Origin of the sequence: Paenibacillus sp. LX16 (assembly GCF_036252815.1) — a bacterium.
Classification (GTDB): Bacteria; Bacillota; Bacilli; order Paenibacillales; family Paenibacillaceae; genus Paenibacillus; species Paenibacillus polymyxa_B.
In genome coordinates this window covers 1,482,371-1,509,081 of sequence record NZ_CP141152.1, presented here as the reverse complement: position 1 = coordinate 1,509,081, position 26,711 = coordinate 1,482,371, and the positions used below count along the sequence as shown (strand labels likewise).

Genomic DNA, 26,711 nt, shown 5'->3' with positions numbered 1-26,711 from the left:
GCCCCTTTTAAGACCAAACGGCGGACGGATGTGTTACACCGTCCACATTCAGCAGCTCACGACACAGATGACGAATTTCTCGCTGATAAATCGGTGAACTAAGCAGTAGCTCACGGTGCTGCATCTGCTTCCATGAAGGTATATAGGGTAACGCTCCGTTTAGCTCCATGAAGTCACGAGGTAATGAGTTGATCATAGTTCCCATATAGCGGTTCACCACAAAGCTGGTTTTGCATATCATATCTTCAAGCCTTTCAGGCTGCGTGGTTTCTAAAACATCCAGCCATAATCCGCACTTGTGCATGCTCATTAAATCGTCTGCCAGCAACCAGATCAGCTTATGACTAGCTTCAAGCACGGCTTGAGCCCGATTACCTTTTTCAGAATCGCCATCTACGATCACTACATCATACTGTCCGCTTTCGGCAACCGTTCGAATCAGCTCTTTCGCTTCATCACAAGTCATGTCCGTCAGCTCCTTGCGATTATAGACAGGCTGAAAAGTATCCGCCTGAATTTCAGGGCGACGAACACAATAGGAAGCCATGGATAACGGAGTCTCCTCGCTCCCTTCTGCCTTGAGATCATAGAGCAGCCTGGACAGCCCTTCTCCTTCTGCTCCGCTAACACTGCCTGAACCAGTGAACAATGAGCTTGAATCCACCGTCTCCAGATTCAGATAGAATACCGAATATCCCTCGTTCCCCAGTTGTTTGGACATATTGAGTGCGGCCGTTGTCTTGCCCAGTCCACCGGAAGCTGCTACCATGCCGATAATCATTCCACCTTCCCGGCTGTTTACACTTTTCCGACCGTTCGATCTCTCTCTCGCCGTTTCCAAAATAAAACCGACCAGCTCAGATAAAGGCTGATATTTTAATAAAGGCTGTCCATATTCGCTCACTTGCTCTCCCTCATGCAATACCAAACAAGGAATACCAGCAGCTTCCTTGTCTGTCCATAGATTCAAAAAAGCCGCTTCACCAACCACCACGTCCGGTCTTTTCATTCCGCTGGTTTCCATCATGTATTGATGAAATGCCTCCGGTTGCGAAAAAGCCGTTATTCTCAGCCTTCTGGCGTACTCGCTTCCGTGAACATAATTCAGCAGCGGCTCAATATAATCCCGGCCCTCTACAGCCAATACCACTTTCACTGGAACCATAACGCTCATCCCTTTCCCCAATACAACAACGCAAAAAAGCACCGTTCATCCATCCGTAAGTACATACGGTTGGTGAACGGTGCTTCCGTCACGTGCAATCTATTTACTGGTAGAATAGCATAGCGCTTATATTAGAGCAAGTATTTTTTGTGCAAGTATCTTCCAAAATCCTCGTACTAGGAGAAGGCGGGCAGTCTAGCCCCGCCTCCTAGCATCTTCATCTTAGTAGAATTTGTGGTGACGACGATGACAGTCATGATGGCGATGATGGCGACGTTTCCGGCAATGACATTTCTTATCAAAATCTTCATGTTTCCAGTGATCACGTTTAAATTTAGGTTTAAACTTAATGACAGTCACCTTAATGATCTTCTTAAAGACACGTTTTTTTGGCTTTGGAAAATGACAATCATGCTTACGATGTTTATACATTCAAATTCGCCTCCATTTCTTTGAGATAGAATATACTATGGAAGCAGCGAACCATCGGTAACCAGCATATGACTATTTATGAATTTACTGGGCTAATTAATGATCTACCTCTAGCTTAATATCCGGATCATAATCCGCCACAATTAGAACATCCATATGACGTGCTTGACGAAGAATCCTTGGCACAACCGCAGACTTACCCCAACGGCTACTTCGGGAAGACTGCCCCACGATGAGCTGTGTACCTGAATATCCTTCCACCGGAGCAATCAAAATGTCGGCAATCTCGCGTCGGCTGGAAACAAGCCGCATCTCAAAGGTCCCCCCCAGTCGGTGGGTCAGTAGCTTTAGTTGTTCCAGACGAGGGCTCAGCCTCTCAGGTATACGCTCACCGACATGAGCATAAGTCACAATCCACACAGCCTTCAGACGAAAGGCGATACGAAAACCACGGCGAATCAACCTTTCAGCATTTTCGCTTAGCGTCACGCCTACGAAGATCACTTCCTCCCTGCGCCACGGTCCCCGAAGTGATTCGTGTCGATCCCAGGATTCCAGCCGCTCATCTACGTCATCTGCCAATTCCCGCAAAGCAAGTTCACGCAACGCAATCAGATTGCCCAGTTTAAAAAAGTGGCTAAGTGCCTGTTCCACCTTCGCAGGATCGTATATTTTGCCCTCACGCATACGCTGCTGCAACGATTTGGGAGCCACATCAACAAGCTGCACTTCATCGGCCAGACGCATCATATGGTCGGGAACAGTCTCTCTCACTCGTATGCCAGTAATCTGTTCTACCGCATCATTTAAGCTCTCCAGATGCTGTACATTCATTGTGGATATCACAGAAATCCCTTGTTCCAAAATGGCGAGCACATCCTCATAGCGCTTGGATCTCAGACTTCCAGGGACGTTGGTATGAGCCAGCTCATCAATTAGCACCACCTCGGGATTGCGCCTGAGAATAGCTTCGGTGTCCATTTCTTCCAAGTGTGCACCATGACGCTCAATGGACTGACGAGGGATCATCTCCAGAGAGCCTACCTGGGCCAATGTTTCTGCTCTTCCGTGCGTTTCCAGCAATCCGATAACTACATCGATCCCGCTCTCCAGCAGATCGTTTCCCTCTCTCAGCATCGTGTATGTTTTGCCGACCCCCGGAGCAGCGCCAATGTATACCTTGAGCTTGCCTCGCAGGATTTTGGCTGCCTCAGCCTGTGCTTCCTCAACGCTCAAACGATGATACGGGTCATTCTCTTCTACCTCCTGTCTCATCGTTGGTAAAATTCGCTCACCCTCCTGCTCGGCTCGATCCGCAATCAGCAGTAGATCCATATTTTTCATTCGTTTTAAAATCCCGTTCACCAGCGATCCTTTTATCAGCTCCTGCCACGGAGTCTGCCGAGAATGTCCCATAACAATACGGGTAACATTGTGCTTCACCGCATAATGAATCAGTTGACGAGGCAACCTTCTGCGGGAAAAAAGCGGGATTTCTTCAAATGTTGATCCGATCTTGTCAGCCAATTGCTCAATTGAGCGCTTAAAGGCTGCTGATTCCTTGGACAGCTTGCGATTCGAGCTGACAAAGGAGACTACTAGCATATCTCCACCCAACCGCTTGGCGACCTGTTCCCCCCTGCGTACATAAATGGACCCATTCCAATGATATTGGACAGGTACCAAAATACGCTCTGCGGCTCCTGACGCCCCGTGCAAGCCTAACTCCTCCCGGTGCCGTTCCAGCGAATCATTCACATCCTCTGCTACCAATCGCAAGGCAAGCTCACGCAATTTACCCAGATTTCCCCGGTGAAACATCTCAGGATTGGGCGTATGCATGTAGCCTTTCGCCAGCCGTTCCAAAATCATCTCCGGGGTGGCATCAATCAGACGAATTTCATCCGCCAGCTCCAGTGTATCAACCGGAACCGTATATTCCGCTTCAAAGCCTGTCAGCTGATATACCCACTCCGTAATTCCTTCGAGTTCATAAACATTGACCGTCGTAATGACGCTAATTCCCTGCTCCAGCAAATACCGAATATCCTCCAGCCGTGTTGGGAATGGAGCGTCTTTCCGGTTATGATGTGCCAGATGATCTACCAGTACCACCTCGGGATTTCGCGCCACCAAAGCTTCCACATTCAGATCCTTTTGCTCCTCACCATCTTTTATCCAATGAATACTAGGCACGCGCTCCAACGTGCCGACCTGTTCGACGGTCACAGGCCGCTGCATGGTTGAGACCGCACAAATCACAACATCAATACCTTCATGCTGCAGCGATTGTCCCTCCTGCAGCATATGATACGTCTTGCCCGAGCCACTGACCGCACCCATGTATATTTTGAGTCTGCCTCGATGCAGCTTGTTAATCGAATCCAGTATTTCCTCTGGTGATTTACGTTTGAAGCTCTCCACTTTCGTTCCTCCCCACAGCGTGCTTGTTTGTTCCGTCCATTCTTATATGGTTGTAATGAATGTACTCCCGTGTCCCAATCAATTCAAGATGATCAATCAAGCTTGCCCCCAAAAAAGCCGCACAGGGCAGTATAAGCGCAAAAAACGTGCATTCAGGTCTCTTATGCCTGAATGCACGCTATTTTGGGTAACTCATATGGGATCACTTCCTACAATCACTTGCTATCTTCGCCAACGATCCCCCGTTGTTGAAATAACTTTTGCCATACCACACCGTGAGACGGGGAAAAGAGAAAAGCCAAAAGCAGCAACACACCTGATATACACAGCATACATGCCGCAATAGAAGCATCCAATACACTTGCTGTGTAAAAGCCTACGACCGAACTGATGGCTCCAAATCCGACGCTGTATACAATCATACGGGACAACTTCTCCGTCAGCAAATAAGCGGTAAGAGGCGGTACAACGAGCATGCCAACCACCAGAATTGCACCCACGCTCTCAAATGACGCCACCGTCGTTAACGAGACGAGACTCATCAGCAGATAATGAAAAAAAACAACTGGAATGCCTAATGAAGCTGCCAGGGCGGGGTCGAAGGAAGTGATTTTAAATTGCTTGAAAAAGCCCCCTATCACGAGCAAATTGATCAAAAACATCGCGCCCGTAATCCACACAGCCCTCGGACCGACATCGAAGCCGGCAATCTCGAACGTATTCCATGGCACATAAGCAATTTCCCCATACAAAACGTGATCCATGTCCAGATGGGCATTGGAAGCAAACACACTGATCAGCAAAACACCGATAGCAAACAATGTCGTAAACACCACGCCAATGGCAGCATCACTTTGCAGACCGCTTTGTTGGAATAGCTGAATTAGGCACACCGTTAGAAGACCCAGCACAGCCGCACCAAACATCATCCACACCGAATCCCTCGATCCGCTGATGAGAAAGGCAATGACAATCCCCGGCAATACCGCATGACTGATTGCATCACCGATCATAGCCATTTTTCGAAGCACGAGAAAGCACCCAACGATACTACATCCCCCTGCCACTAACATTCCCGTCAAAATTACATAAAATGAACTCATAGGGCACGCTCCTCCTTTGGCTGTGTTCCGACTGTCTGCTCCAGATTTTTTCTGGCGTTCAACCGAACGATAGCCTTGGAGATCATCCCGCGCTGCGGCGCAAAAATCAAGCTCATTCCAAACACCACAGTCGCACACAACACACATAACGGTCCTGTAGGCAGATTTTGCCCCAGAGAGCTAATGAGCGTCCCACCAAGGCCTGCTATAGCACCAAACAAGCCTGATAGGCATACCATGACACCCAGCTTCTCTGCCCAGTATCTTGCCGACACGGCCGGGGTAATCAGCAGGGCAGCCATCATAATGACTCCCACGGCCTGAATGCCAGCAACCACCGCAATGACAATCAATAGCATCAACAACTTATCCAGCAAACCTGCCGGAAAACCAAGTCCGCGGGCAAAGCCGGGATCAAAGCTGAGCAGCTTAAATTCCTTGAAAAATAATATACATATTCCGATGAGTACCATCGAAATTACCGCCATCGTATAGACATCAGACAATACCATTGCCGCAGCTTGACCAAATAGAAATTTATCCAACCCGCTTTGGTTTCCTGCGCCACTATGCTGAATTTCGGTCAATAACATAATGCCGAAGCCAAAAAATACCGACAGCACCGCTGCAATCGCCGAATCGCTTTTAATTCGCGAATACCGGGTTAACGCACTGATAGCAAAGGTCGCAACAATCCCTGCAATGGCGGCCCCCATCATAAATCCAAACACGGATTTTGTACCTGTGATCATAAAAGCCACACATACCCCTGGCAAAGCCGCATGTGCCAAAGCATCTCCCATGAGCGACTGCTTGCGCAAATACATAAAACTGCCAATTACCCCGCTGCTTAAACCGAGCAAAATGCAGCCCAGCAAAATCCACTGCATGTTCGGGTCGGTCAAAAGCGTTGCCAAGCTTTCCATATTGCTCACCTCACTCCGAGTATCGTGCCGGAATCCGGGCCTGTTTTGAGTATACTCAGACGCCCGCCATACGTACGCTGCAGATTTTCCTCGGTAAAAATATCTGTCGTCTCTCCAAACGCCATAAGATGCCCGTTCAACAGCATAACCTGATCAAAATAATCCGTGACTGTAGATAAATCATGATGAACGACAAGCACGGTTTTACCCTGCTGTTTCAAATCGTTGAGCAATGAAATAATGGCTTTTTCTGTTGCAGCGTCCACACCGACGAACGGTTCATCCATAAAATAAAGCTGAGCGTCCTGCGCGAGTGCTCTGGCTAAAAAAACACGTTGTTGCTGGCCGCCAGACAATTGACTAATCTGTCTGTCTGCATATTGGCTCATTCCAACTTTGTCCAAACTCTCCATTGCAGCCTGACGATCTGCTGCTCCCGGACGCTTAAACCAGCCCAATCTGCCATACCGTCCCATCATAACCACATCCAGCGCATTCGTCGGAAAATCCCAGTCCACCGACTCCCGCTGCGGTACATAGCCAACCTTGAGCAGCTGTTGCTTATAGGGCTTGCCGTAAACTAGCACCTCGCCCCTAAGCTTTGGAATCAATCCAAGCGTTGCCTTGATCAGTGTAGATTTCCCAGCCCCGTTCGGGCCGATAATACCAATCAGCTTGCCTTCCGGCACCTCAAAGGAAACATCGAACAAAACGGGCTTTTTTTGATAAGCTACCGATAAATCACGAATGACAAGTGGTGAATGCCCCATGTATCTCTGCCTCCTTATTTAAGAGCTTTAACAATCGTATTGACGTTATGCTTGACCATTCCGATATATGTTCCATTTTCTGTGCCCTCTTCACCCATGGCATCCGAATACAGCTCGCCACCAACCTCAATTGTATGACCTTGCTGAGCGGCCCCCTGAATAACCGCATCTATGGCCTTTCTCGGAACACTAGATTCTACGAATATAGCCTTGATTTTATGCTCCACCAAATAATCTCGCAGCTTGGTCACATCTTGAGAACCCGCTTCTGACTCTGTGCTCATACCTTGAAGTCCTCTCACTTGAATGTGGTAGGCATCTCCGAAATAGCCGAAAGCATCATGTGCTGTGATAAGCACGCGCTGGGCTTCCGGTATACTGGAAATCTGCTCTCTCGTGTAATCATCTAGCTCTCGCAGCTCAGTAAGATAGGCTTCTGCGTTGGCCTTATATTCCTCCGCATGAACAGCGTCTAGCGCCGATAATTCATCTCTGACGGTTTCTACCGCAGACATCCAATTCTGTACGTTAAACCAAATATGTGGATCATGCTCAGATCCCATTTCCGGGCTACCTGCACGCAACTGATCCTGAGTGATATTTTTGGACACGGGTATGACGGGTTTTTGCTTGCTGATTTTCTCCAGAATGTCCTGCATTTTACCTTCCAGATGCAACCCGTTATAAAAAATAACGTCGGCCTGATCCAGCTTGCGCATATCTCCCTGAGAAGCCTTGTACAAATGCGGGTCAACGCCTGACTTCATAATTCCTGTGACCTTCACATGATTACCGCCGACCTTGCCGACAATGTCAGAGATCATACCGATGGTAGCCGTAGCCTTTATTTTTTGTCCCGCCTCTCTCGCAGTTCCCTGCTCCTTCTTCTTAGCATCGGTACATGCAGTCGCTAGAACCAGAGCTAGAGACAATACTCCAACCGTCGCTACCCATCGCGGCAAAGCCTTCTTAAACTGCTTGTTCATGTTTTAAAATCCTCCTTTGAATATTCGTTTTGGGACAAACTATTTCCTTTAGTCAATTATTTTTTATCAATACTATATTTTAGAGTATACACTAAAGTTTTTACCTAGGGAAACATTTTATAAAATATAATTCTTATGTATTTCGTTATACCGTTCGATTTTCGTTCTCCCAATGTGTAATATATAGAAGATATCCAGTCGTTAAACCAAAGAATACATATAAAGAGGTGCAGGTCATGGAGCCAACAGGATACAGCCCTTATCGGAACAAATGTCGGCAAGTTCGGATACGAAAAATACTGCTTATTTTTATACTGGTGTGCTGTCTGCTTGTCCTAACTTCCTGTGCTCGAGGTGACATCCATGTAGAGGTTCATCTCGATCAAAGTGTAGATATGGATGCAACGTTCAGTGTAAACAACCAGACACTGATGATGTTGGACAATCCCGGGCTGCTAGATCGATTAGTCAAGCGTATTCAAAGCAACAATGTAGATGTACAGCCGCTAGCTGAACAGGGAAGAAAGGGATATCAAATCAAGGGACATTATCAAGGAGATTGGAGCACAAACAAAAAAAATCCCAGTCAGGAATTAAATCTACCTGAGGGATTAGAAATAAAGCGCGCTGTGAGTCAACATTTTTTCACAACGAATATTGATCTTACCATGAAGCTCGATCTACCACGGATGCTTCCTGAAGAAGCTCAAGGACTGAGTGACAAATTTGAGCAAATGAATGTGTTTGCGCGCAAATTACTGGAGCGGCAGCTGGATCTTAATTTCAGCCTATCCTTACCCATCCAACCTGCTACCAATAATGCGGACCGTGTGTCGGAAGACGGAAAAACACTGTATTGGGACATTGCTCCATTGGAATCTAACGAGCTAAAATTGTCTGTTAACGTACCCAATGTACGACATATCGTGTATGTAGCTGTTACGAGCCTGATACTGATCGTGATCGCTGTGATCTTACTAATTCGTAGACATCGCTCCAAAAAAGAAACTTAAAAAAGCAACTAAAAAAATCGTTGTCTAATTTCTGGTGGGGGGATCTGACATTGATCCTCTTCATCCTTGCCAAACCAACGATATCGGTTACGCGCCACCCAGTTATAGACTGCATTGCGCACAAAGCGGGGAACCAGGATGAACATATAGGCCAGCGGGTATGGAAAACGAAGACGTTTGGCAATTCGCAAAGCTGCGGTTGACCTTGTATAATACGTACCGTCTTCAATCAGCACGAACGTATCCAGTTGATCTGTAGATAGTCCTCCTGCACGTAAAAGTTCTTGTCCTGCCTCGGATTGCAGGGAACCAAAATGAAATGTTCCCTTAGGGTCACGCTTGATAATAAAGCGGGCCGCTCCCTGACAAAAGTGGCATACCCCATCCACCAACACAATGGAATGATCTGAACGAGCATGATCAGACTGGTTCATAAATGCATTTCACCTCCACAGAAAATCAACGGCATGAATACCAGCAACGCAACCATATGAATATAAACAAAAAAACGCCGAAAGTATCCGACGCTTGTTTAGAAATGTATAGTCTTTACCTGTTCGAAAACTAGCTCAATGCTTTCTCAAACAGCTGTTTCGTATTAATTTGCTCTAAAAACTCCTCATGAAACTTATCCATACACTTGCAGATAAAATCCTTATGGCATACCGGGCAAGGCGTCGTTAGCAGTCGACTAATATTCGTCAAGGTCCACTCCGGATTACGTTGAGAAAAAACGCGGCACTCCGTTCCATCGGCCAAACTCATTTTAAACTCATAAAGCCCTTCTTTTTCGTTGCTGCCAGCCAGCGTGAAATTAACAATATTCGGTCTGTAAGACATCATATCACCCGTATTTTTCAAATTTGTTTCGTACCTGATGACCAGAATCACCTAAGCCATCTTAATGAATTTTGGCGATGATGTCAAATGGTCGCAAATCTCAGCGAATCAAGATCTATGTGCAAAAGCCACCGATAAATCGGCGGCAGAGTGTAAAAGTTATAGAAATGCAGTTAAATGACATTAAGCTCGACATCAATGTTACCACGTGTTGCTTTGGAATACGGACAAAAATCATGCGCTTGGCGTGCCAGATCTTCGGCCTGGGCGCGTTCAATACCGGGTATTTTCACATCCAGACGTACCGCCAGCTGGAAGCCGCCATCGCTTGGGTCCTTGCCGATAGATACGTGGCTGGTAACCTCAACATTGTCCACCTTCACCTTAGCCTTTCGGGCCACATTAGCCAATGCGCTCTCATAGCAGGCACCATAACCTGCCGCAAACAATTGCTCCGGATTCGTAGCTTCTCCACCTGCGCCACCCAGTTCCTTCGGCGTGCTGAGCTTATGCTTCAAAACTCCATCGGATGAAGCGACTGAACCGTCTCTTCCACCATGTACCGTTGCCGATGCTGTGTATAATGCTTCCATGATTTCATCTCTCCTTCTTCCATCTTATTGGCATTCCGCAGGAATCCTCGTCATGTTAATACATGATTTCCTTCTCGTATGTACTTTAAACGAGCCACGCAAAATGAATCATTTAAAAAGGGATGATAACCCGTTTATTTACCGTATTATTTACCGTTTAGTTCCACCTCTTTTGTGTTTACACTATATGTTATAAGCCCCTAACCCTAACTTGATGGGCCGCCTGCATTTAGAAAATCCAAAACAACCAAGCTGCCCCTTGAGAGCAATATAGCTTGGTTTTTTCCATTGTTTAGTTTTAATTAAGATGGTCAATTGCTTCAAAAATACGATGATTTTGCTTGACCACACAAAAGTTGCACTAGACAAAAACTATTGTGGGTGTACAATAGGGATAACGCAATCGCTATGTCACTAATAATATATTTCAATATGAACAAAGAAGGTGAAGCGTATGAAAAATTCAAAGGGCAACTTCGCGGAAATCGCTTCACTATCAGAAGTGAATCGTTCCTTGAGCGTCCCGAAAGACGGGACCTGGTTTCGGAAGTTTCTTGCCTTTGCTGGACCCGGCTATATGGTCGCAGTCGGCTATATGGACCCCGGCAACTGGGCCACAGACATCGCTGGCGGATCAAAATTCGGCTACACACTACTTAGTGTCATTCTAATCTCCAACCTGATGGCTATTCTGCTGCAAGCCTTATCTGGCAAGCTCGGTATTGCTACAGGTAAAGATTTGGCTCAAATGTGCCGGGATGCCTACAGTCGTCCTGTCGCGATCGGCTTATGGCTTTTATGCGAAATTGCCATTGCAGCCATGGATTTAGCCGAGGTCATCGGTTCTGCCATTGCGCTGAAGTTGCTGTTTGGTCTACCGTTACTATACGGAGTTATCATTACCGCATTTGATGTTATGCTCATTTTACTGCTGCAAAACAAAGGCTTTCGGGCATTGGAAACCCTCGTCATTGTACTGATGGCGACGATTGCCGGCTGTTTTGGCATTAATCTCATTTTGGCACAACCGGAATGGGGCGGCGTATTGGGTGGCTTTGTACCAGACTCGCAAATTTTGACGAATCCAAGCATGCTATATATTGCTATCGGTATTATGGGTGCTACCGTAATGCCGCATAACCTGTATCTGCATTCTTCTATTGTACAAACTCGCAAATTTGAGCAGACTTCAGCAGGTAAACGGGAAGCTATTACATTTGCAACTTGGGACTCCAGTATAGCGCTGATGTTCGCATTATTTATTAATGCCGCCATCTTGATCGTGGCTGCTGCTGTATTCCATACAGCAGGAAGAACAGATGTAGCCGAAATTAGTGATGCCTATTATCTGCTTTCGCCACTACTGGGAACCACACTGGCGAGCATACTATTTGGGGTAGCCTTACTCGCCTCAGGGCAAAATTCAACCGTAACAGGCACTTTAGCCGGGCAAATCGTGATGGAGGGCTTTTTGAATCTTCGTCTTTCACCTTGGTTGCGTCGTCTGGTGACCCGCCTCATCGCGATCATTCCAGCGGTCATCGTCACTGCTATCGCAGGTGAAAAAGGTGCAGAGGAACTGCTTGTGTTGAGCCAGGTCATCCTGTCCATCCAGCTTCCCTTTGCCATCATTCCATTACTGCTCTTTACCAGCGACAAAAAGATTATGGGTGAATTTGCGAATAAAATGTGGCAAAAAGTACTAACCTGGATCGTGACCGCTATCATCATTATCTTGAATGTAGTGCTCATTGTACAAACGATATCAGGTTGACAGACCGTTTGGATACAACCATTAAAAAGAGGTATTCCACAGGCCGAAATAGCCATGGAATACCTCTTTTTATTATTATTTATTTCTCCAATATGCTTAGAATCAACTCTGCATTCTGTTCAACAAATGTAGCATCAAGCATGCTTTCATGATCCCCATACCCATCACAAATGGAATACTCCCCAATTGTAGAATGCTCCCACATTCGGATATCTCCACGGATATGTTTACTTTGACTCTGAAGAGATTTAATAACATGAATATGAGCCGCAACTTGTCCGGAATTCATTAAATTATCCAGATAAGCATAGTATCTCTGTATCTTCTCTCCAACATGGAGATAAAAAAATTCTCCTTCACTTTGTAATTGTGGGTATTTTTTCAACATAAGGTCTACTGTTTCTTTCGCATATTTACGACTCTCTTCCGTTGTAAGCCGCTCTGAATTTATTTCTGTAATGTAAAATGAGTCCAATAAAATGAGCTGGCCGACCTTATCTCCCTGTTTTTCAAGGGCCTTTGTAATCTCAAAAGCCAAATTTCCTCCTGCTGAAATCCCCAGAAATACGTAAGGCCCCTCAGGCTGAACTTCTTTTATAAGGCGGATATATTCTGCTATGAGACGGTCCTGTTCAATCTCAAGAAAATTAAAACTATACAATCGATAGGAACCAAGGAATTCCGCAAGCCTTTGATATACAACCCCTAATGCAACTACAGGAGGGAAGCAAAATATGTTTCGGTCTCTTTCTCCCTGTGGATTAAACAACATTCTTTCGTTAGAAAGGTCACTAATCTGTGTCTCAGATGAAGAAACTAGGGATGCCAATTCTCGAATAGTCGGTGTCACAAAAATTTGTCGAATTGGAAGTTCTATTCCGTTCCCTGTAGTTAGTCTCGCCACAAATTTAATTACACTTGTCGAATCCACCCCTAATTCAAATAAAGAATCGTCCACGCTAATGGAACTATACTCCAAAATCTCTTCCCAGATTCGTACCATAAGGCACTCCATCTCCGTCACTGGAGCTTCATATTTCTTTTGAAATATTGTTTTAGCTGATGGCTCTGGCAGTGCTTTTCGGTCTAATTTTCCATTAGGTGTTAAAGGAATTTGTTCAAGACAAATAAAATGGGTGGGCACCATGTAATTTGGCAATGCACGACTAATACCTTCTTTAATATCCTGAATGCTCAAACTTGGTTGGGCCACAATATACGCACACAGTACTTTATTTCCTTTTGAATCAGGAGTATACAAGACCACTGCTTCTTTTACTCCAATAATTTGAAGAATTTGATTTTCAATTTCGCCAAGCTCTACACGATAACCACGGATTTTTACTTGCTGATCGTTACGTCCCAAAAATTCAATATATCCTTTTGAATTCAGGATTCCCTGGTCTCCAGTGCGATACAATCTGCCAAAATTCGGATGATTAAAGAATGAAAATGCCGTTTTTTCTTCTTCATGCAGATAACCTTTCGCTAGGCCAACACCTCCAATGTATAGCTCACCTTTTACACCTACTGGACAAAGTTCCTGATCATAATTCAATACATAATAAGTTTGGTTGGCTAGTGGCATTCCGTAAGGTATGGAGGCCCAATCTTCATGGACTTCATATACAGGATAATAAATGGACCAAATAGAAGCCTCTGTTGCCCCACCCATACTTACTACATTCGCGTGAAAATATTGTCTGCGAATTTTATCCGGTAGACTGAGAGGTATCCAATCTCCACTAAGAATGACCAAACGCAAAGAAGTGTTTTTCTTACGTGCTCCAGACGAGCGATACTTACTATCCCAGTAATAGCCGCTTTCCTCTTCTTCTCCCAGCACATGATTCAACATCAAGTCCATTATAGCTGGCACGGAGTTCCAAATTGTAATTTTATGTTCCTCCAGTGTCTTGGCGACTTCTGTAATATTACGTTGATCATCAATAAGCACTAAAGCCGCTCCAACCGCTAACGCTCCAAATAGATCATAAACCGATAAATCGAAACACATGGATGATAATCCAATAATACGGTCCTGCTCATTCACATTGAATTTACGATTTATATCCTGCACCGTGTTCGCTACCGCCCCATGTGTAACAATGACTCCTTTAGGCTGGCCTGTACTGCCTGAAGTATAAATCACATAGGCTACATCATCAGGATCATGTTCGACCTGAAGAGCTTCACCAGAATAAACGGCTAATTCTTTCTTAACGTATAGATCCGGTTCCAACATTAATTTACAACCACTGTGATCCCTAATATATTCACGACGTTCCTCCGGATAATCAGGATCAATCGGTACATAAGCCGCTCCGGCCTTCAATATACCTATAATATTCACAATGGTTTCAATACTCCGATTGGCTAATACACTAATAAAATCACCACGGCATACGCCATATTCCTGTAAATAGCGAGCCACCCTATTCGAGCGTTCATTTAATTCCTGATAAGTGATATGGCTATTTTTATAAATCACTGCAATTGCCTCTGGCCAGCGAACGACCTGCTGTTCAAACAAGGAATGGAGTGTAGTCCTTGGAATTTCTTCACAAGTATGATTAAAGGCTGAGATCAGAAGATGATTTTCATGTCCCCAAGGAAAACGATTTCCGGCATCTGAGCTTAAGGAAAATTCCAGCAGCATACAGTACTGGTCAAACATCGTTTTAATGAATTCTGAATCAAACAGTTGTTCAACATAATCCCATGTGATCGTGAGTCCACCATCTACTTCCAGGACCTGATAATCTAAAAAAACTTGAGAGGTTTGAGAAACCGCTGTTTTTACATCACCCATATAATAAACAGAATCATCAGTACCTTTCCCTGTATCCAGTAACATGCTTGTGAATACAATGGGCATCGCTGCCTTATGAGTTTCAGCACCACGTTGACGTATTATTTCCCTGATGAATTGAATTCCGTCGTAGTGCCTATGTTCGAGCGCCTCCATCAACACGTTTTGCACGGATTCAGTCTGTTCCCAGAAAGATTTCCCTCCTTCAAGCGTGATGTCAAGTAACATAACGGATGTAAAGTCCCCTATCATCTTATATACATCTTTATGAAATGGATAACGATTAAAAATAGTACAATTGAGCGCCAATTGGGATTGATTACTCCAGTATGACAACACTTTGGCAAATACAGTACACAGCACTGCAGTTGGTGTCACGTGATTTTTTTGTGAAACTTGCTTTAGCTTTTCGTAAAGCTCCCTATTGCAATGTTTGGTTACCCTTTTGAATCGCGGTTGTACAATCAGGCTCGGTGAGGAAACATACGGTAAAGCAGGAGGATCAGGAAAACATTCCAGTTTATCCGTCCAATATTGCCGATCCCTTTTATATATTTCCGAGGATTTGAAACCCGTATAAGCCATCATGTAGTCTCTGAAAGTAATGTCCACACCTTCCAAATCTAAATCTGGATCATGATAAAATTTCATAATTTCCTGATGAATGAATTGAAAGCTTGCCCCATCCGTTATTAACATGTCATAACCGATAAAAAGGTAAAACCTTTCTGCAGAACATTGATAAGCCTTATACTCAAATAGAGGCCACTGATCGGTCTTGAAAATGTAGTGAGACATGCGCTCTCTTTCCATCAGTATTTTCTTTTCCTGGGCTTCCTTGGAGAGATCCTGTATCGGGATAACCTCAATATGATATTCCGGAACATAATCTAATATTTGTTGTTGTCCGCTCGGCAGGATAATCGTTCGCAACATAGCATGACGTTCAATAACTTTTTGCAGTGCTCGATTAAACCGATCCATATCCAATGAAGTTTCCAACTCAATATATACATGTGTCGACACTCCGCCCATTTCAAAATGGTCCTCGCGTCCCATCAGATAAGCCATCTGCACATCCGTTAACGGAAACGGTTCATACATATGTTCCGGATCAGGTATTAACTCCGGATACACGATGGCCTCTTGTGTATCTACACCTTCCTTGATCCGTTCCGACAGCTTCGCTATAGTATAATGCTGCAGGAAGTCTCGTAGATTCAAATCGATTCCCATTTCCCTGCTTATTCTGGTTCGGATTTGTACCATCAGAATCGAATTTCCACCTAGTTCAAAGAAATGATCATGGATTCCTATTCGTTCGACGCCCAATACCTCTTTCCATATTTCCGTCAGTTTCTGCTCTGTTTCATTACGTGCTTCTTCGTATTTCGTATCCATTTGCTGCTCCACATCCGGGATCGGCAGCTCTCTTCGATTCACCTTCCCATTAGGAGACAACGGTAGTTTCTCAAGTTCCATATAATGCGACGGCACCATATAACTCGGCAGTTCCCGTTGTAAATATATTCGCAGCTCCTCTGGGGTTACTTCCTCCTCATCTGGAACATAGTACGCACATAGAAATACGTGATTGCGATGATCCCTTTGTTCCATTACCACTGCACTTTGGATGAATTCATGTGCCAGCAGACGTCCTTCAATTTCCCCCAGCTCTACCCGGTACCCTCGGATCTTGACCTGCTGATCCTTCCGTCCCTGAAATTCGATATAACCTGCCGGACGCCATATGCCATAATCTCCCGTTCGGTACAATCGACCCAGCTCTGGATGTTCCACAAACGATTCACGGGTTTTCTGTTCATCATTCAGATAACCTACCGCAAGCCCCATCCCGCCAATATACAGTTCCCCTTGTACATTCGCCGGGCAAGGCTTCAGTTCATAATTCAGCACATACATCTGCTGGTTCGCCAGCGGTCTGCCATAAGGTATCGAGGTGGTCTGACCATCCCATTCCCTGATTGGATAATAGATGGACCAAATCGAGGCTTCTGTCGCTCCTCCCAGGCTAATCACTTCTGCATGTGGGCAATGTCGTTTGATTTTCTCAGGCAGCTGTAATGGTATCCAGTCCCCGCTAAGCAACACTGTTCGAATTCCATCATTGTAAAAGTCATCCGTGGCACTGGCGAGCACCATTTCCATAATTGCCGGTACGGAATTCCATACGGTGATGCCTTGATGCTCTATCGTGTAGATTACATCTTCCACATCCCGCTGATCATCAATCAATACCAAGGCCGCTCCGGCTGCCAAGGCACCAAACAGATCATATACAGACAGATCGAAACACATGGAGGATAAACCTATCATCCGGTCGTGCTCATGGACGCCGAATTTATGATTTATATCCTGAATTGTATTGGCTGCTGCTCCGTGTGTGGTGATTACGCCCTTGGGGCGGCCTGTGCTGCCGGATGTATAGATTACGTACGCCACATCGTCCGGATGATAATTCAGTGGAAGTGCTTCGTCAGAATATCCTGATACGTCAGCCGTATCATACAACTCCGGTCCTACAGTCAGCTTACATTGACTGTGCTCGTGGATGTAGTGGCGACGTTCTTCTGGATAGTCTGGATCCACCGGTACATAAGCTGCTCCAGCCTTCAAAATACCTATGACATTAGAAACAGTTGCAATGCTCCGGCTTGCCAATACGCTGACATAATCACCACGGCATACTCCCTGCTCTTGCAAATAGCGGGCAATTTGATTCGAACGTTTCTGCAGTTCTCCATACGTGAGGCTTTCATTCTTATACATTAGCGCCACTGCTTCTGGACTACGCCCTGCCTGCTCCTCGAACAACCTGTGCAAGGTGCTGTATGGTATCGGTTTCTCTGTATTATTGTAGCTTTCCAGCAATTTCATTTCTTGTTCAGTAATTTTGATGCAATTAGTATGCAGAGTTAATGCATCTATATATTGCTTGAACATTGTACGAATTACATTTTCATCAAATAGTTGCTCAACGTAGTCCCAAACGAGTCTTAACGAACCGTTATCTTCAAAAAGTTGGTGGTCCAAATACACTTGAGATGTCTGCCCAGCACCCATTTGTATTTCTCCCAATTCATACCAACTAACTTCACCTCTTTCTTTGGTCCCCAGCAGCATGCTTGTAAAAACAATAGGCATAACAGCACGATTACCATAATTATGATATTTGGATATTTCTCGTATCAACTCAATTCCATCATAATGCCGATGTTCAAGTGATTCTAAAAGACGTTCTTGGATCTGTTTTGCTCTCTCCCAATATCCCTTTTCAGATCTAAAATCAATTTCTATAAGGATTACAGAAGTAAAATCTCCAACCATGTCGTTCACATCTTGATGAAACGGCAGTCTGTTGAAAACAGTCAAACTTACAGCTAAATGAGGCTGATTACTCCAAAAGGCCACCACTTCTGCATAAGCGGCAAGAAGAGCCGCTGTAGGCGTTATATTGTACTTATACGCCTGCTTTTTAATTCTCTCCCAGGTTTCTCTATCAATCTCTTGCTCCAGACGACGAAAACGAGGCTCAGTCACACCGGAAGGCTCTGTTTTCAAAGGAAGCTCTGGAGCTGCAGGGAAATCCTCCAATTTATTCAACCAATATAGTTTGTCCTTCTTATAGGTTTCCGAATTTTTAAAATGCTGCAATGCCAGAATGTAGTCCCGAAATGTGCTCTGCAACTGTGATGGCATCCAATTGGGCTCATGATAGAATTTAACCAGCAGCTTGCCTATCAGTTGAATACTTGCTCCATCCGTAATCAACATGTCGTAGCTGATAAACAAATAATGAATTCCTTCAGATAATTTAAAAGCTTTATATTCAAAGAGCGGCCACTGGTCTGTTGGAAATACATAATGAGACATTCGCTCTCTTTCTGACACTATCCGTTCTTGCTGCTCAGATGAACTCATATGGGTAAGGTCAAGCACTGTTATTCGATATTCCGGTACGTTCTCCAGAATAACCTGCTCCCCGGTAGGAAATACGACTGCGCGCATCATGGGCTGATATTGAATAACCTGTTGTAATGCAAAATTAAGCCGGTCTATATCAAAGTCAGTTTTAATTTCCGTATATCCATGAGTCGATACTCCGCCCATTTCAAAATGGTCTTCGCGTCCCATCAGATAAGCCATCTGCACATCCGTTAGCGGAAATGGTTCATACATATGCTCCGGATCAGGTGTTAACTCTGGATACACAATGGCCTCTTGTGTATCTACACCTTCCTTGATCCGTTCCGACAGCTTCGCTATAGTATAATGCTGCAGGAAGTCTCGTAGATTCAAATCGATTCCCATTTCCCTACTTATTCTGGTTCGGATTTGCACCATCAGAATCGAATTTCCACCTAGTTCAAAGAAATGATCATGGATTCCTATTCGTTCGACGCCCAATACCTCTTTCCATATTTCCGTCAGTTTCTGCTCTGTTTCATTACGTGCTTCTTCGTATTTCGTATCCATTTGCTGCTCCACATCCGGGATCGGCAGCTCTCTTCGATTCACCTTCCCATTAGGAGACAACGGTAGTTTCTCAAGTTCCATATAATGCGACGGCACCATATAACTCGGCAGTTCCCGTTGTAAATATATTCGCAGCTCCTCTGGGGTTACTTCCTCCTCATCTGGAACATAGTACGCACATAGAAATACGTGATTGCGATGATCCCTTTGTTCCATTACCACTGCACTTTGGATGAATTCATGTGCCAGCAGACGTCCTTCAATTTCCCCCAGCTCTACCCGGTACCCTCGGATCTTGACCTGCTGATCCTTCCGTCCCTGAAATTCGATATAACCTGCCGGACGCCATATGCCATAATCTCCCGTTCGGTACAATCGACCCAGCTCTGGATGTTCCACAAACGATTCACGGGTTTTCTGTTCATCATTCAGATAACCTGCCGCAAGCCCCATCCCGCCAATATACAGTTCCCCTTGTACATTCGCCGGGCAAGGCTTCAGTTCATAATTCAGCACATACATCTGCTGGTTCGCCAGCGGTCTGCCATAAGGTATCGAGGTGGTCTGACCATCCCATTCCCTGATTGGATAATAGATGGACCAAATCGAGGCTTCTGTCGCTCCTCCCAGGCTAATCACTTCTGCATGTGGGCAATGTCGTTTGATTTTCTCAGGCAGCTGTAATGGTATCCAGTCCCCGCTAAGCAACACTGTTCGAATTCCATCATTGTAAAAGTCATCCGTGGCACTGGCGAGCACCATTTCCATAATTGCCGGTACGGAATTCCATACGGTGATGCCTTGATGCTCTATCGTGTAGATCACATCTTCCACATCCCGCTGATCATCAATCAATACCAAGGCCGCTCCGGCTGCCAAGGCACCAAACAGATCATATACAGACAGATCGAAACACATGGAGGATAAACCTATCATCCGGTCGTGCTCATGGACGCCGAATTTATGATTTATATCCTGAATTGTATTGGCTGCTGCTCCGTGTGTGGTGATTACGCCCTTGGGGCGGCCTGTGCTGCCGGATGTATAGATTACGTACGCCACATCGTCCGGATGATAATTCAGTGGAAGTGCTTCGTCAGAATATCCTGATACGTCAGCCGTATCATACAACTCCGGTCCTACAGTCAGCTTACATTGACTGTGCTCGTGGATGTAGTGGCGACGTTCTTCTGGATAGTCTGGATCCACCGGTACATAAGCTGCTCCAGCCTTCAAAATACCTATGACATTAGCAACAGTTGCAATGCTCCGGCTTGCCGATACGCTGACATAATCACCACGGCATACCCCCTGCTCTTGCAAATAGCGGGCAATTTGATTCGAACGTTTCTGCAGTTCTCCATACGTAAGGCATTCATCCTTATGCATTAACGCCACTGCTTCTGGAGTACGTGCTGCCCGCTCCTCAAACAAACCGTGCAAGGTGCTAGACGGTATAGTCTTGTTCGTATTATTGTATAACCGGTTAGCTTCCTCATTTTCTACTTTAATTTCCAGATTTGAAGAATGCATAGCATCTAACAAAAGAGAATCAATGATTTGCGTAAACTGTCTGAACATGCCTTCAATCATTTCTAGTGAAAACAATTCCTCTACATAATCCCAAAATAGCCATAATTCATCTGCTACTAATGTAGCCTGAAAATCAATATAGACCTGTGAGGTTTGCGTTATTCCCGTTTTCAAGTTTCCTAATTGTTCAAGACCAGGTGTGCGCTCTGTGTTATTTTCAGAAAGCACAGAGGTAAAAACGTACGGAATTACAGCCTTTCCATGTCTAATCCCATGATGTCTCACAATATCTCTAATAAACTCAACACCCTCATAGTGGCGGTGCTCCAACGCATCAATTAAGACAAACTGAACGGCCCTGGCCTTTTCCCAGAATGACATACCCGGTTTAAATGAGATACCAAGCAGAAGGTTTGATGTAAAGTCACCTACTATATGCTCTACCTGCTCATGAAAAGGGTAACGATTGAAGACCGTAAGATTAATGGACAAGTTCTCTTGATTGCCCCATATGGAAAGAAGATATGAATAAATAGTCGCAAGCAAAGCGGATGGAGTCACTCCATTTTGTAAAGCCAACTGTTTTAAAGAAATCCACTGTTGCTGATTGTATATCTTCTCTTTTCTTTGGAATTTTGGTGTTTTTATTTGTTCTGGATCACATTGTAAAGGAAGAACAGGCGCTAATGGAAAATCTTCTACTTTATTAAGCCAGTATTTGCGATCCAGCTCATGTATTTCAGATTGCTTCAAATCTAAATAAGCAAGAATATAATCGCGGAAGCTGAAGTCCAATTTGGGCAATTCGGCATTTGGATTGTGATAGAAATACATCAGATCACGACCGATAATATCCATACTTGCTGCATCAGCAATGAGCAAATCTCTGCCCATACACAATAGATACTTATCATTCTCAAGCAGGAAAGCCTTAAATTCGAACATCGGCCACTGTTCAGGAACAAACACATGGTGTGACATCCGGCTTCGCTCCAGATGAATTCGTTCCTCTTGTTCTCTTCTTTTCAGGAATCGAAGGTCTTCTATAACCATTTGATACTCAGGCACATCTTTAAGAATAACCTGCTCGCCGCTTGGCATGATAATCGCCCTTAGCATCGGGTGTCTCTGAATGACTTTATTCAAGCATTCATTAAAACGCACCATGTCAACGTCAGTCTCCACCTCGGTATATACATGAGTGGAAACGCCGCCCATTTCAAGTTCATCATTTCGACCTAGAAAATATGCCATCTGAATATCAGTTAATGCAAAAGGAGCGTTTAATTGTTCTAAATCGGGAAGCACTATCGGGTATATTTTTTCACTAACCTCTCTTGTTCCACATGTTGCGCAATGATTGATAATTTCCAAGAGATGATTTTTAAAATTTAGGGCAACTTCGGCCAGGGTATCTTCATCATACTCATACTCATTGTATATAAAAGAAACTTTCAGCTCGTCTTCCATGACTGCTGCCGTTATATCAATGGAGTAACTTCGCTCTGATTGTGGATCAAGCATTTGGCCCTGAGGCATATCAGAAAGCGTAAAAACTTCCTGATCTATACTTTGGGAAAATTCCCCTAAATAGTTAAAGCAAACTTCTGGATTGAGTTTCCACTTCATTGATTTTTTGTGTTCCAGAGCAGTAATATATTTTAACAGACCATATCCGATCCCTTTTTTTGGGATTTGGCGTAATGTTTGTTTTACATGTTGAACAATATCCTGAACAGAACAAGATGGCGGAAGATCAATTACTACAGGATACATCGTTGTAAACCAACCGATCGTCCGGGAGACATTAATATCAGAAACTATGTCTTCTCTCCCATGCCCCTCTAAACCGATAAGAATCTGAGTATGATGTGTCCAATCTCGGAATGCACTCCCTAATGCAGCTAACAATAAGTCATTAATTTCCGTATTGTAAGCCTGATTGGAATGACGAAGCAGATTGTCTGTGTCCTGCTTGGATAGTTGAATATTTATCGATCTCGTATCCTTGATAAAGTTGGTTGGACATGTGTGATCCTTAGGTAGAGGCTCAAAATACCGCTGATCTATATTCATCCAGTATGGAATCTCATCAAGTAATATCGGACTATTCGCATACTCCTCCAGTGTGCTAGCCCAGCTCTTATAGGAAGTAGTCTTATACGGTAATGAAGGCTTTTCTCCAGAACTAAGCTGTTTATAAACCTGTGTGATATCTTCTAGCAATATCCTCCAAGAAACACCATCTATTACCAAATGATGCACAACCATAAGGAGGTAATCTCCTTCTATGGTTTGAAATACCCCTGCTTTCAGTAGAGGACCTGTAGTTAAATCCATACTCTTTTGAATCTCTTCTGAAAAATTTGCGATACGCTCCCTTACATCTAGTTCACTTGATAGATCCATAACCTGCAACCAAGCCGACTTTTTCATGCCCTGATTTGTTTGTACAATAGAGTCATGCTCGCTTGAATACACTATACGCAGAGCGTCATGATGATAAATAATATAATTCATCGTTTCTTGAAGAGTCTCAGGTTCAAAACCTTCTTTTCTATACAACATAAAAGACTGATTCCAATGATGACGTTGTATCCCCTGATGTTCAAAAAACCACTTTTGAATTGGGGTAAGCGGAACGATCCCCTCAACAACACTCTGATCTACAACTTTTGTTTGTATAGCTAACACCTGATTTAATTGTGCAATCGTCGGATTCGCGAAAATATCTTTGATCCCGATATGCACATGATGACGTTGTAAACGTGACGACACTTGAATGGCTTTGATAGAATCTCCCCCGAGTGCAAAAAAATGGTCATGGATGCCCACTTTTTCTACCCCCAGCACTTCTTCCCATATCTCTGAAGTCACGGTTTCAATATGATTTCTTGGCGGTGTGTAGCTAGCATATACCTTTACTTTGATGTCCGGTATTGGTAAATTCCTACGATCAATCTTTCCGCTTTGCGATAGAGGAAATCTATCTAACTTTATAAAACAAGACGGCACCATATAATCTGGTACGTGTTGGATAAGATATTTTTTTATGGCATCTTCATCAATAGATCGGGACTCCATAATATATGCGCATAAATGTCCATTATTTTCGGCATCCATATATACTGTGACTAATGCCTGCTGTATACCTGGATATTGATGTAGAACGTTTTCTATTTCTCCAATCTCAATTCGATATCCACGTATCTTAATTTGAAAGTCTTTTCTCCCCATGTACTCAATATTCCCATCACTCATCCATCTTGCTAAATCGCCTGTTTTATACATTTTTTGACCCGCTCTAAATGGATCTCTTACAAATTTCTCTTCAGTTGCTTCTGGAAGATTCACATATCCTGCTGCTACACCTGTACCCGAAATACATAATTCTCCTGCTACACCAATTGGCTGTAATTGACCATCCTGGTCTATTATATGCATTTGAATATTATCGATCGGCTTGCCGATTGGTATGGAATCCCTCTCAAAATCAGAAGGGCAATCAAAATAAGAATCATGTATAGTGCCTTCAGTCGGTCCATATAGATTAGAGAAAACAATGTTTTTATCTCTTCTCCATCCATCGTTAAACCGTTGAACATGCCAGCATGTCAGTGCTTCACCACTAGTAAATACTTTTTGTATAGACAATAAACGCTGAATATGTCCCTCTCCATATTCTAAATAGTCTAAAAATGCATGTAACATAGATGGAACAAAGTGGATTACAGTTACTTTTTGTTGTTCAACTGTGCGGATTATGCTCTCAGGATCTTTTTCAGCTCCAGGCTCCAATAAACATAGGGTAGCAGCGCCCTGAAAATACCACCAGCACAATTCAAGCACAGACACATCAAAAGTATAAGCTGTTTTTTGCATGATAATGTCTGCTTCTGTGATCGAATACTTTCGTTGCATCCATAACATATTGTTGACAACGGACCGATGCTGAACTATAACCCCTTTTGGTTTGCCAGTAGAACCTGATGTGTACATAATGTAAGCCATATCCTCAGGTTTATTAACACAATTTAGATTGGTGTCATCCTCGTTATCAGACAAACTTACATCCATAAGCAAGATTTCTGTTTCAAAACCTGAGAGGCATTCCTTCCAATTTGTCTTTGTTAAGACAAGGTTAGTTACGCTGTCATGTAGCATATAGCGAACCCGCTCCTTGGGATAAGCGGGATCGATAGGTATATAAGCCCCACCAGCCTTATGAGTCGCCAGTATAGCTATGATCATTTCAAATGATCTTTCAACCATTATTCCAACGGTCCGGTTACTACCTACCCCCTTGCGTCGTAGTATTCTGGCTAGCTGATTGGCACGTTTGTTAACCTCTTCATAACTCATATTTTGTTCACCCAAGATGAGGGCAGTTTTATTAGGATAAGCTATAACTCTATCTTCAAAGTATTCGTGTAAATATTTTTGACCAGAAAAAGCTTGGTCCGTGTTGTTGAATTCTGTTAATATACGTTCTTTTTCATCTGGCGTGAGAATTGAAATGTTTCTAACAAGTATGTGTGGATTTTCAGTGATGGAAGTAGTGACCGCACGAATATGTCCGGCAACCTTTTGCATATCTTCATGCGAATAGCAAAATGCATTATACTTTAAACATACAGATATTTCTTCGGAGGGGATGATAATGATATTGAAATCATAGTTTGTTTGGTCCTTTAATTCAAAATCATAAATTTTCAACTCACGGACATGCTGTCCGTCTAATAAATTGAATTCCAAAGGCACATTTTCAAAAACTACAATATGATTGATTAAATTCTCTTTCAATGGCGTAGCCGCTTGTATCTTCATCAGGGGATAATGACTATGCTCTTGGGAATCAATCATTTGCTTATGGATGAGTATCAACAGATCTTCAAAATGGATATCTTGTTCAAATTTTATTCTTACTGGATTGGTATTGATCAATATTCCGATCATTTGGTCGATTCCGGAAACCGCTGCATGCCTTCCTGAAACGACTGTTCCAAAAACCACATCATTGGTATCATTATATCTTTTTAGCACAATACTCCAGATTGCTTGAATAACAGCATTCATCGTTACACGATAGGCAAGTGCCAATTCCTTAAGTTTTTTAGTCATTTCCCGATCGAAGGTAAACTTAACTTGTTCCTGCAAGTAGCCTTCCCTTTTCTGTTTGGGTTGCCATGGTAGAGCAGTGGACTGTTCAATCCCCTCTAAATATTGGTTCCAGTATAAACTTGCAGAATTTTGATCCTGATGTTTAAGCCATTCGATATAATTTTGAAAAGAGTGAATTTCCCTTAGATCAGGAGATCTTTGCGCAGATAAGGCACTATATATTTCAAAAAGCTCTTGTACAATCGCGCTCAAGCTCCAACCATCTACAATAATATGATGAAAGCTTAGAAGTAATCGAAAATGTTGTAGATTCGTCTGGAATACAGCAAGCCGAACAAGCATTTCAGCAGTTACATCGAAGCCTCTCATTTTTTCTTCATCGGCATAATGAGAGATATATTCCATTTGGCAATCATGATTTTTTTCAGTTAAATCCTGAAAAACAATTTTATGTTCCAAATGGTCTACGACTATTTGAATGGGTCGCTTCGCTTTATCGACATTAAAAAGCGTACGAAAAACTTCATGTCGCTGTACAAGCAATTGCATACTCTTATTCATAATATCTAGTGAGAGAGGCCCTTCCACACTGAAAAAAAGCTGAACTATAAAATTCCCCTGATTTTCTTCACGCAATGTATGGTATAGAATTCCTTCTTGCATCGGTGTTAGCGAATAAATCTTTTGTAAAAGTTGTTTAGACGACATGACTAGTTCCCCCT

At 43.7% G+C, this 26,711-nt stretch carries 12 protein-coding genes; 2 read left to right on the top strand and 10 right to left on the bottom strand.

Features of this window, described 5'->3' with window-relative positions:
* Nucleotides 1-7: 7 nt before the first annotated feature.
* The 6 genes from T3H97_RS06890 to T3H97_RS06865 all read right to left on the bottom strand — a co-directional run bounded on the left by T3H97_RS06890 (nucleotide 8) and on the right by T3H97_RS06865 (nucleotide 7,806).
* Entirely contained in the window at nucleotides 8-1,165 is a 1,158-nt protein-coding gene (locus T3H97_RS06890) for a P-loop NTPase family protein (protein ID WP_328802792.1), read from the bottom strand.
* A gap of 528 nt (nucleotides 1,166-1,693) precedes the next feature.
* Nucleotides 1,694-4,021, bottom strand: coding sequence for a histidine kinase (locus T3H97_RS06885; protein WP_328802088.1), 2,328 nt, complete (start codon nucleotides 4,019-4,021; stop codon nucleotides 1,694-1,696).
* A 215-nt stretch (nucleotides 4,022-4,236) separates the two neighbouring features.
* Entirely contained in the window at nucleotides 4,237-5,124 is an 888-nt protein-coding gene (locus T3H97_RS06880) for a metal ABC transporter permease (protein WP_328802087.1), read from the bottom strand.
* Nucleotides 5,121-6,050, bottom strand: coding sequence for a metal ABC transporter permease (locus T3H97_RS06875; protein WP_328802086.1), 930 nt, complete (start codon nucleotides 6,048-6,050; stop codon nucleotides 5,121-5,123). The genes T3H97_RS06880 and T3H97_RS06875 overlap by 4 nt, the downstream gene beginning before the upstream one ends.
* A 5-nt stretch (nucleotides 6,051-6,055) precedes the next feature.
* Entirely contained in the window at nucleotides 6,056-6,820 is a 765-nt protein-coding gene (locus T3H97_RS06870; protein WP_328802085.1) for a metal ABC transporter ATP-binding protein, read from the bottom strand.
* 14 nt (nucleotides 6,821-6,834) lie between these two features.
* On the bottom strand, nucleotides 6,835-7,806 hold the full coding sequence (locus tag T3H97_RS06865; protein ID WP_328802084.1) for a metal ABC transporter solute-binding protein, Zn/Mn family: 972 nt from the start codon (nucleotides 7,804-7,806) through the stop codon (nucleotides 6,835-6,837).
* Between the two features lie 236 nt (nucleotides 7,807-8,042).
* Here T3H97_RS06865 and T3H97_RS06860 point away from each other — a divergent pair, with 236 nt between their 5' ends.
* Nucleotides 8,043-8,819, top strand: a complete 777-nt coding sequence (locus tag T3H97_RS06860; protein WP_328802083.1) for a DUF3153 domain-containing protein — start codon at nucleotides 8,043-8,045, stop codon at nucleotides 8,817-8,819.
* Nucleotides 8,820-8,827: 8 nt separating this feature from the next.
* Here the strand turns inward: T3H97_RS06860 and T3H97_RS06855 are convergent, their stop codons facing one another.
* From T3H97_RS06855 to T3H97_RS06845, 3 genes are all read right to left on the bottom strand, one after another.
* Nucleotides 8,828-9,253 (bottom strand): thiol-disulfide oxidoreductase DCC family protein, encoded by a 426-nt coding sequence (locus T3H97_RS06855; RefSeq protein WP_165176314.1) that lies wholly within the window; start codon nucleotides 9,251-9,253, stop codon nucleotides 8,828-8,830.
* Nucleotides 9,254-9,383: 130 nt separating this feature from the next.
* The gene (locus T3H97_RS06850) at nucleotides 9,384-9,710 is read right to left on the bottom strand and encodes a hypothetical protein (protein ID WP_025722703.1); all 327 of its coding nucleotides are present in this window, start codon (nucleotides 9,708-9,710) and stop codon (nucleotides 9,384-9,386) included.
* Nucleotides 9,711-9,832: 122 nt separating this feature from the next.
* Nucleotides 9,833-10,252: an organic hydroperoxide resistance protein gene (locus tag T3H97_RS06845; protein ID WP_013309264.1), complete on the bottom strand. Its 420-nt coding sequence runs from the start codon at nucleotides 10,250-10,252 to the stop codon at nucleotides 9,833-9,835.
* 454 nt (nucleotides 10,253-10,706) lie between these two features.
* On the opposite strand from T3H97_RS06845, the gene T3H97_RS06840 reads away from it, so the two are divergent.
* A complete protein-coding gene (locus tag T3H97_RS06840; protein WP_328802082.1) occupies nucleotides 10,707-12,026 on the top strand; it encodes an Nramp family divalent metal transporter in 1,320 nt (439 codons plus the stop codon).
* 79 nt (nucleotides 12,027-12,105) lie between these two features.
* On the opposite strand, the gene T3H97_RS06835 is transcribed toward T3H97_RS06840, so the two are convergent.
* Nucleotides 12,106-26,697, bottom strand: a complete 14,592-nt coding sequence (locus T3H97_RS06835; protein ID WP_328802081.1) for a non-ribosomal peptide synthetase — start codon at nucleotides 26,695-26,697, stop codon at nucleotides 12,106-12,108.
* Between the last annotated feature and the right edge of the window lie 14 nt (nucleotides 26,698-26,711).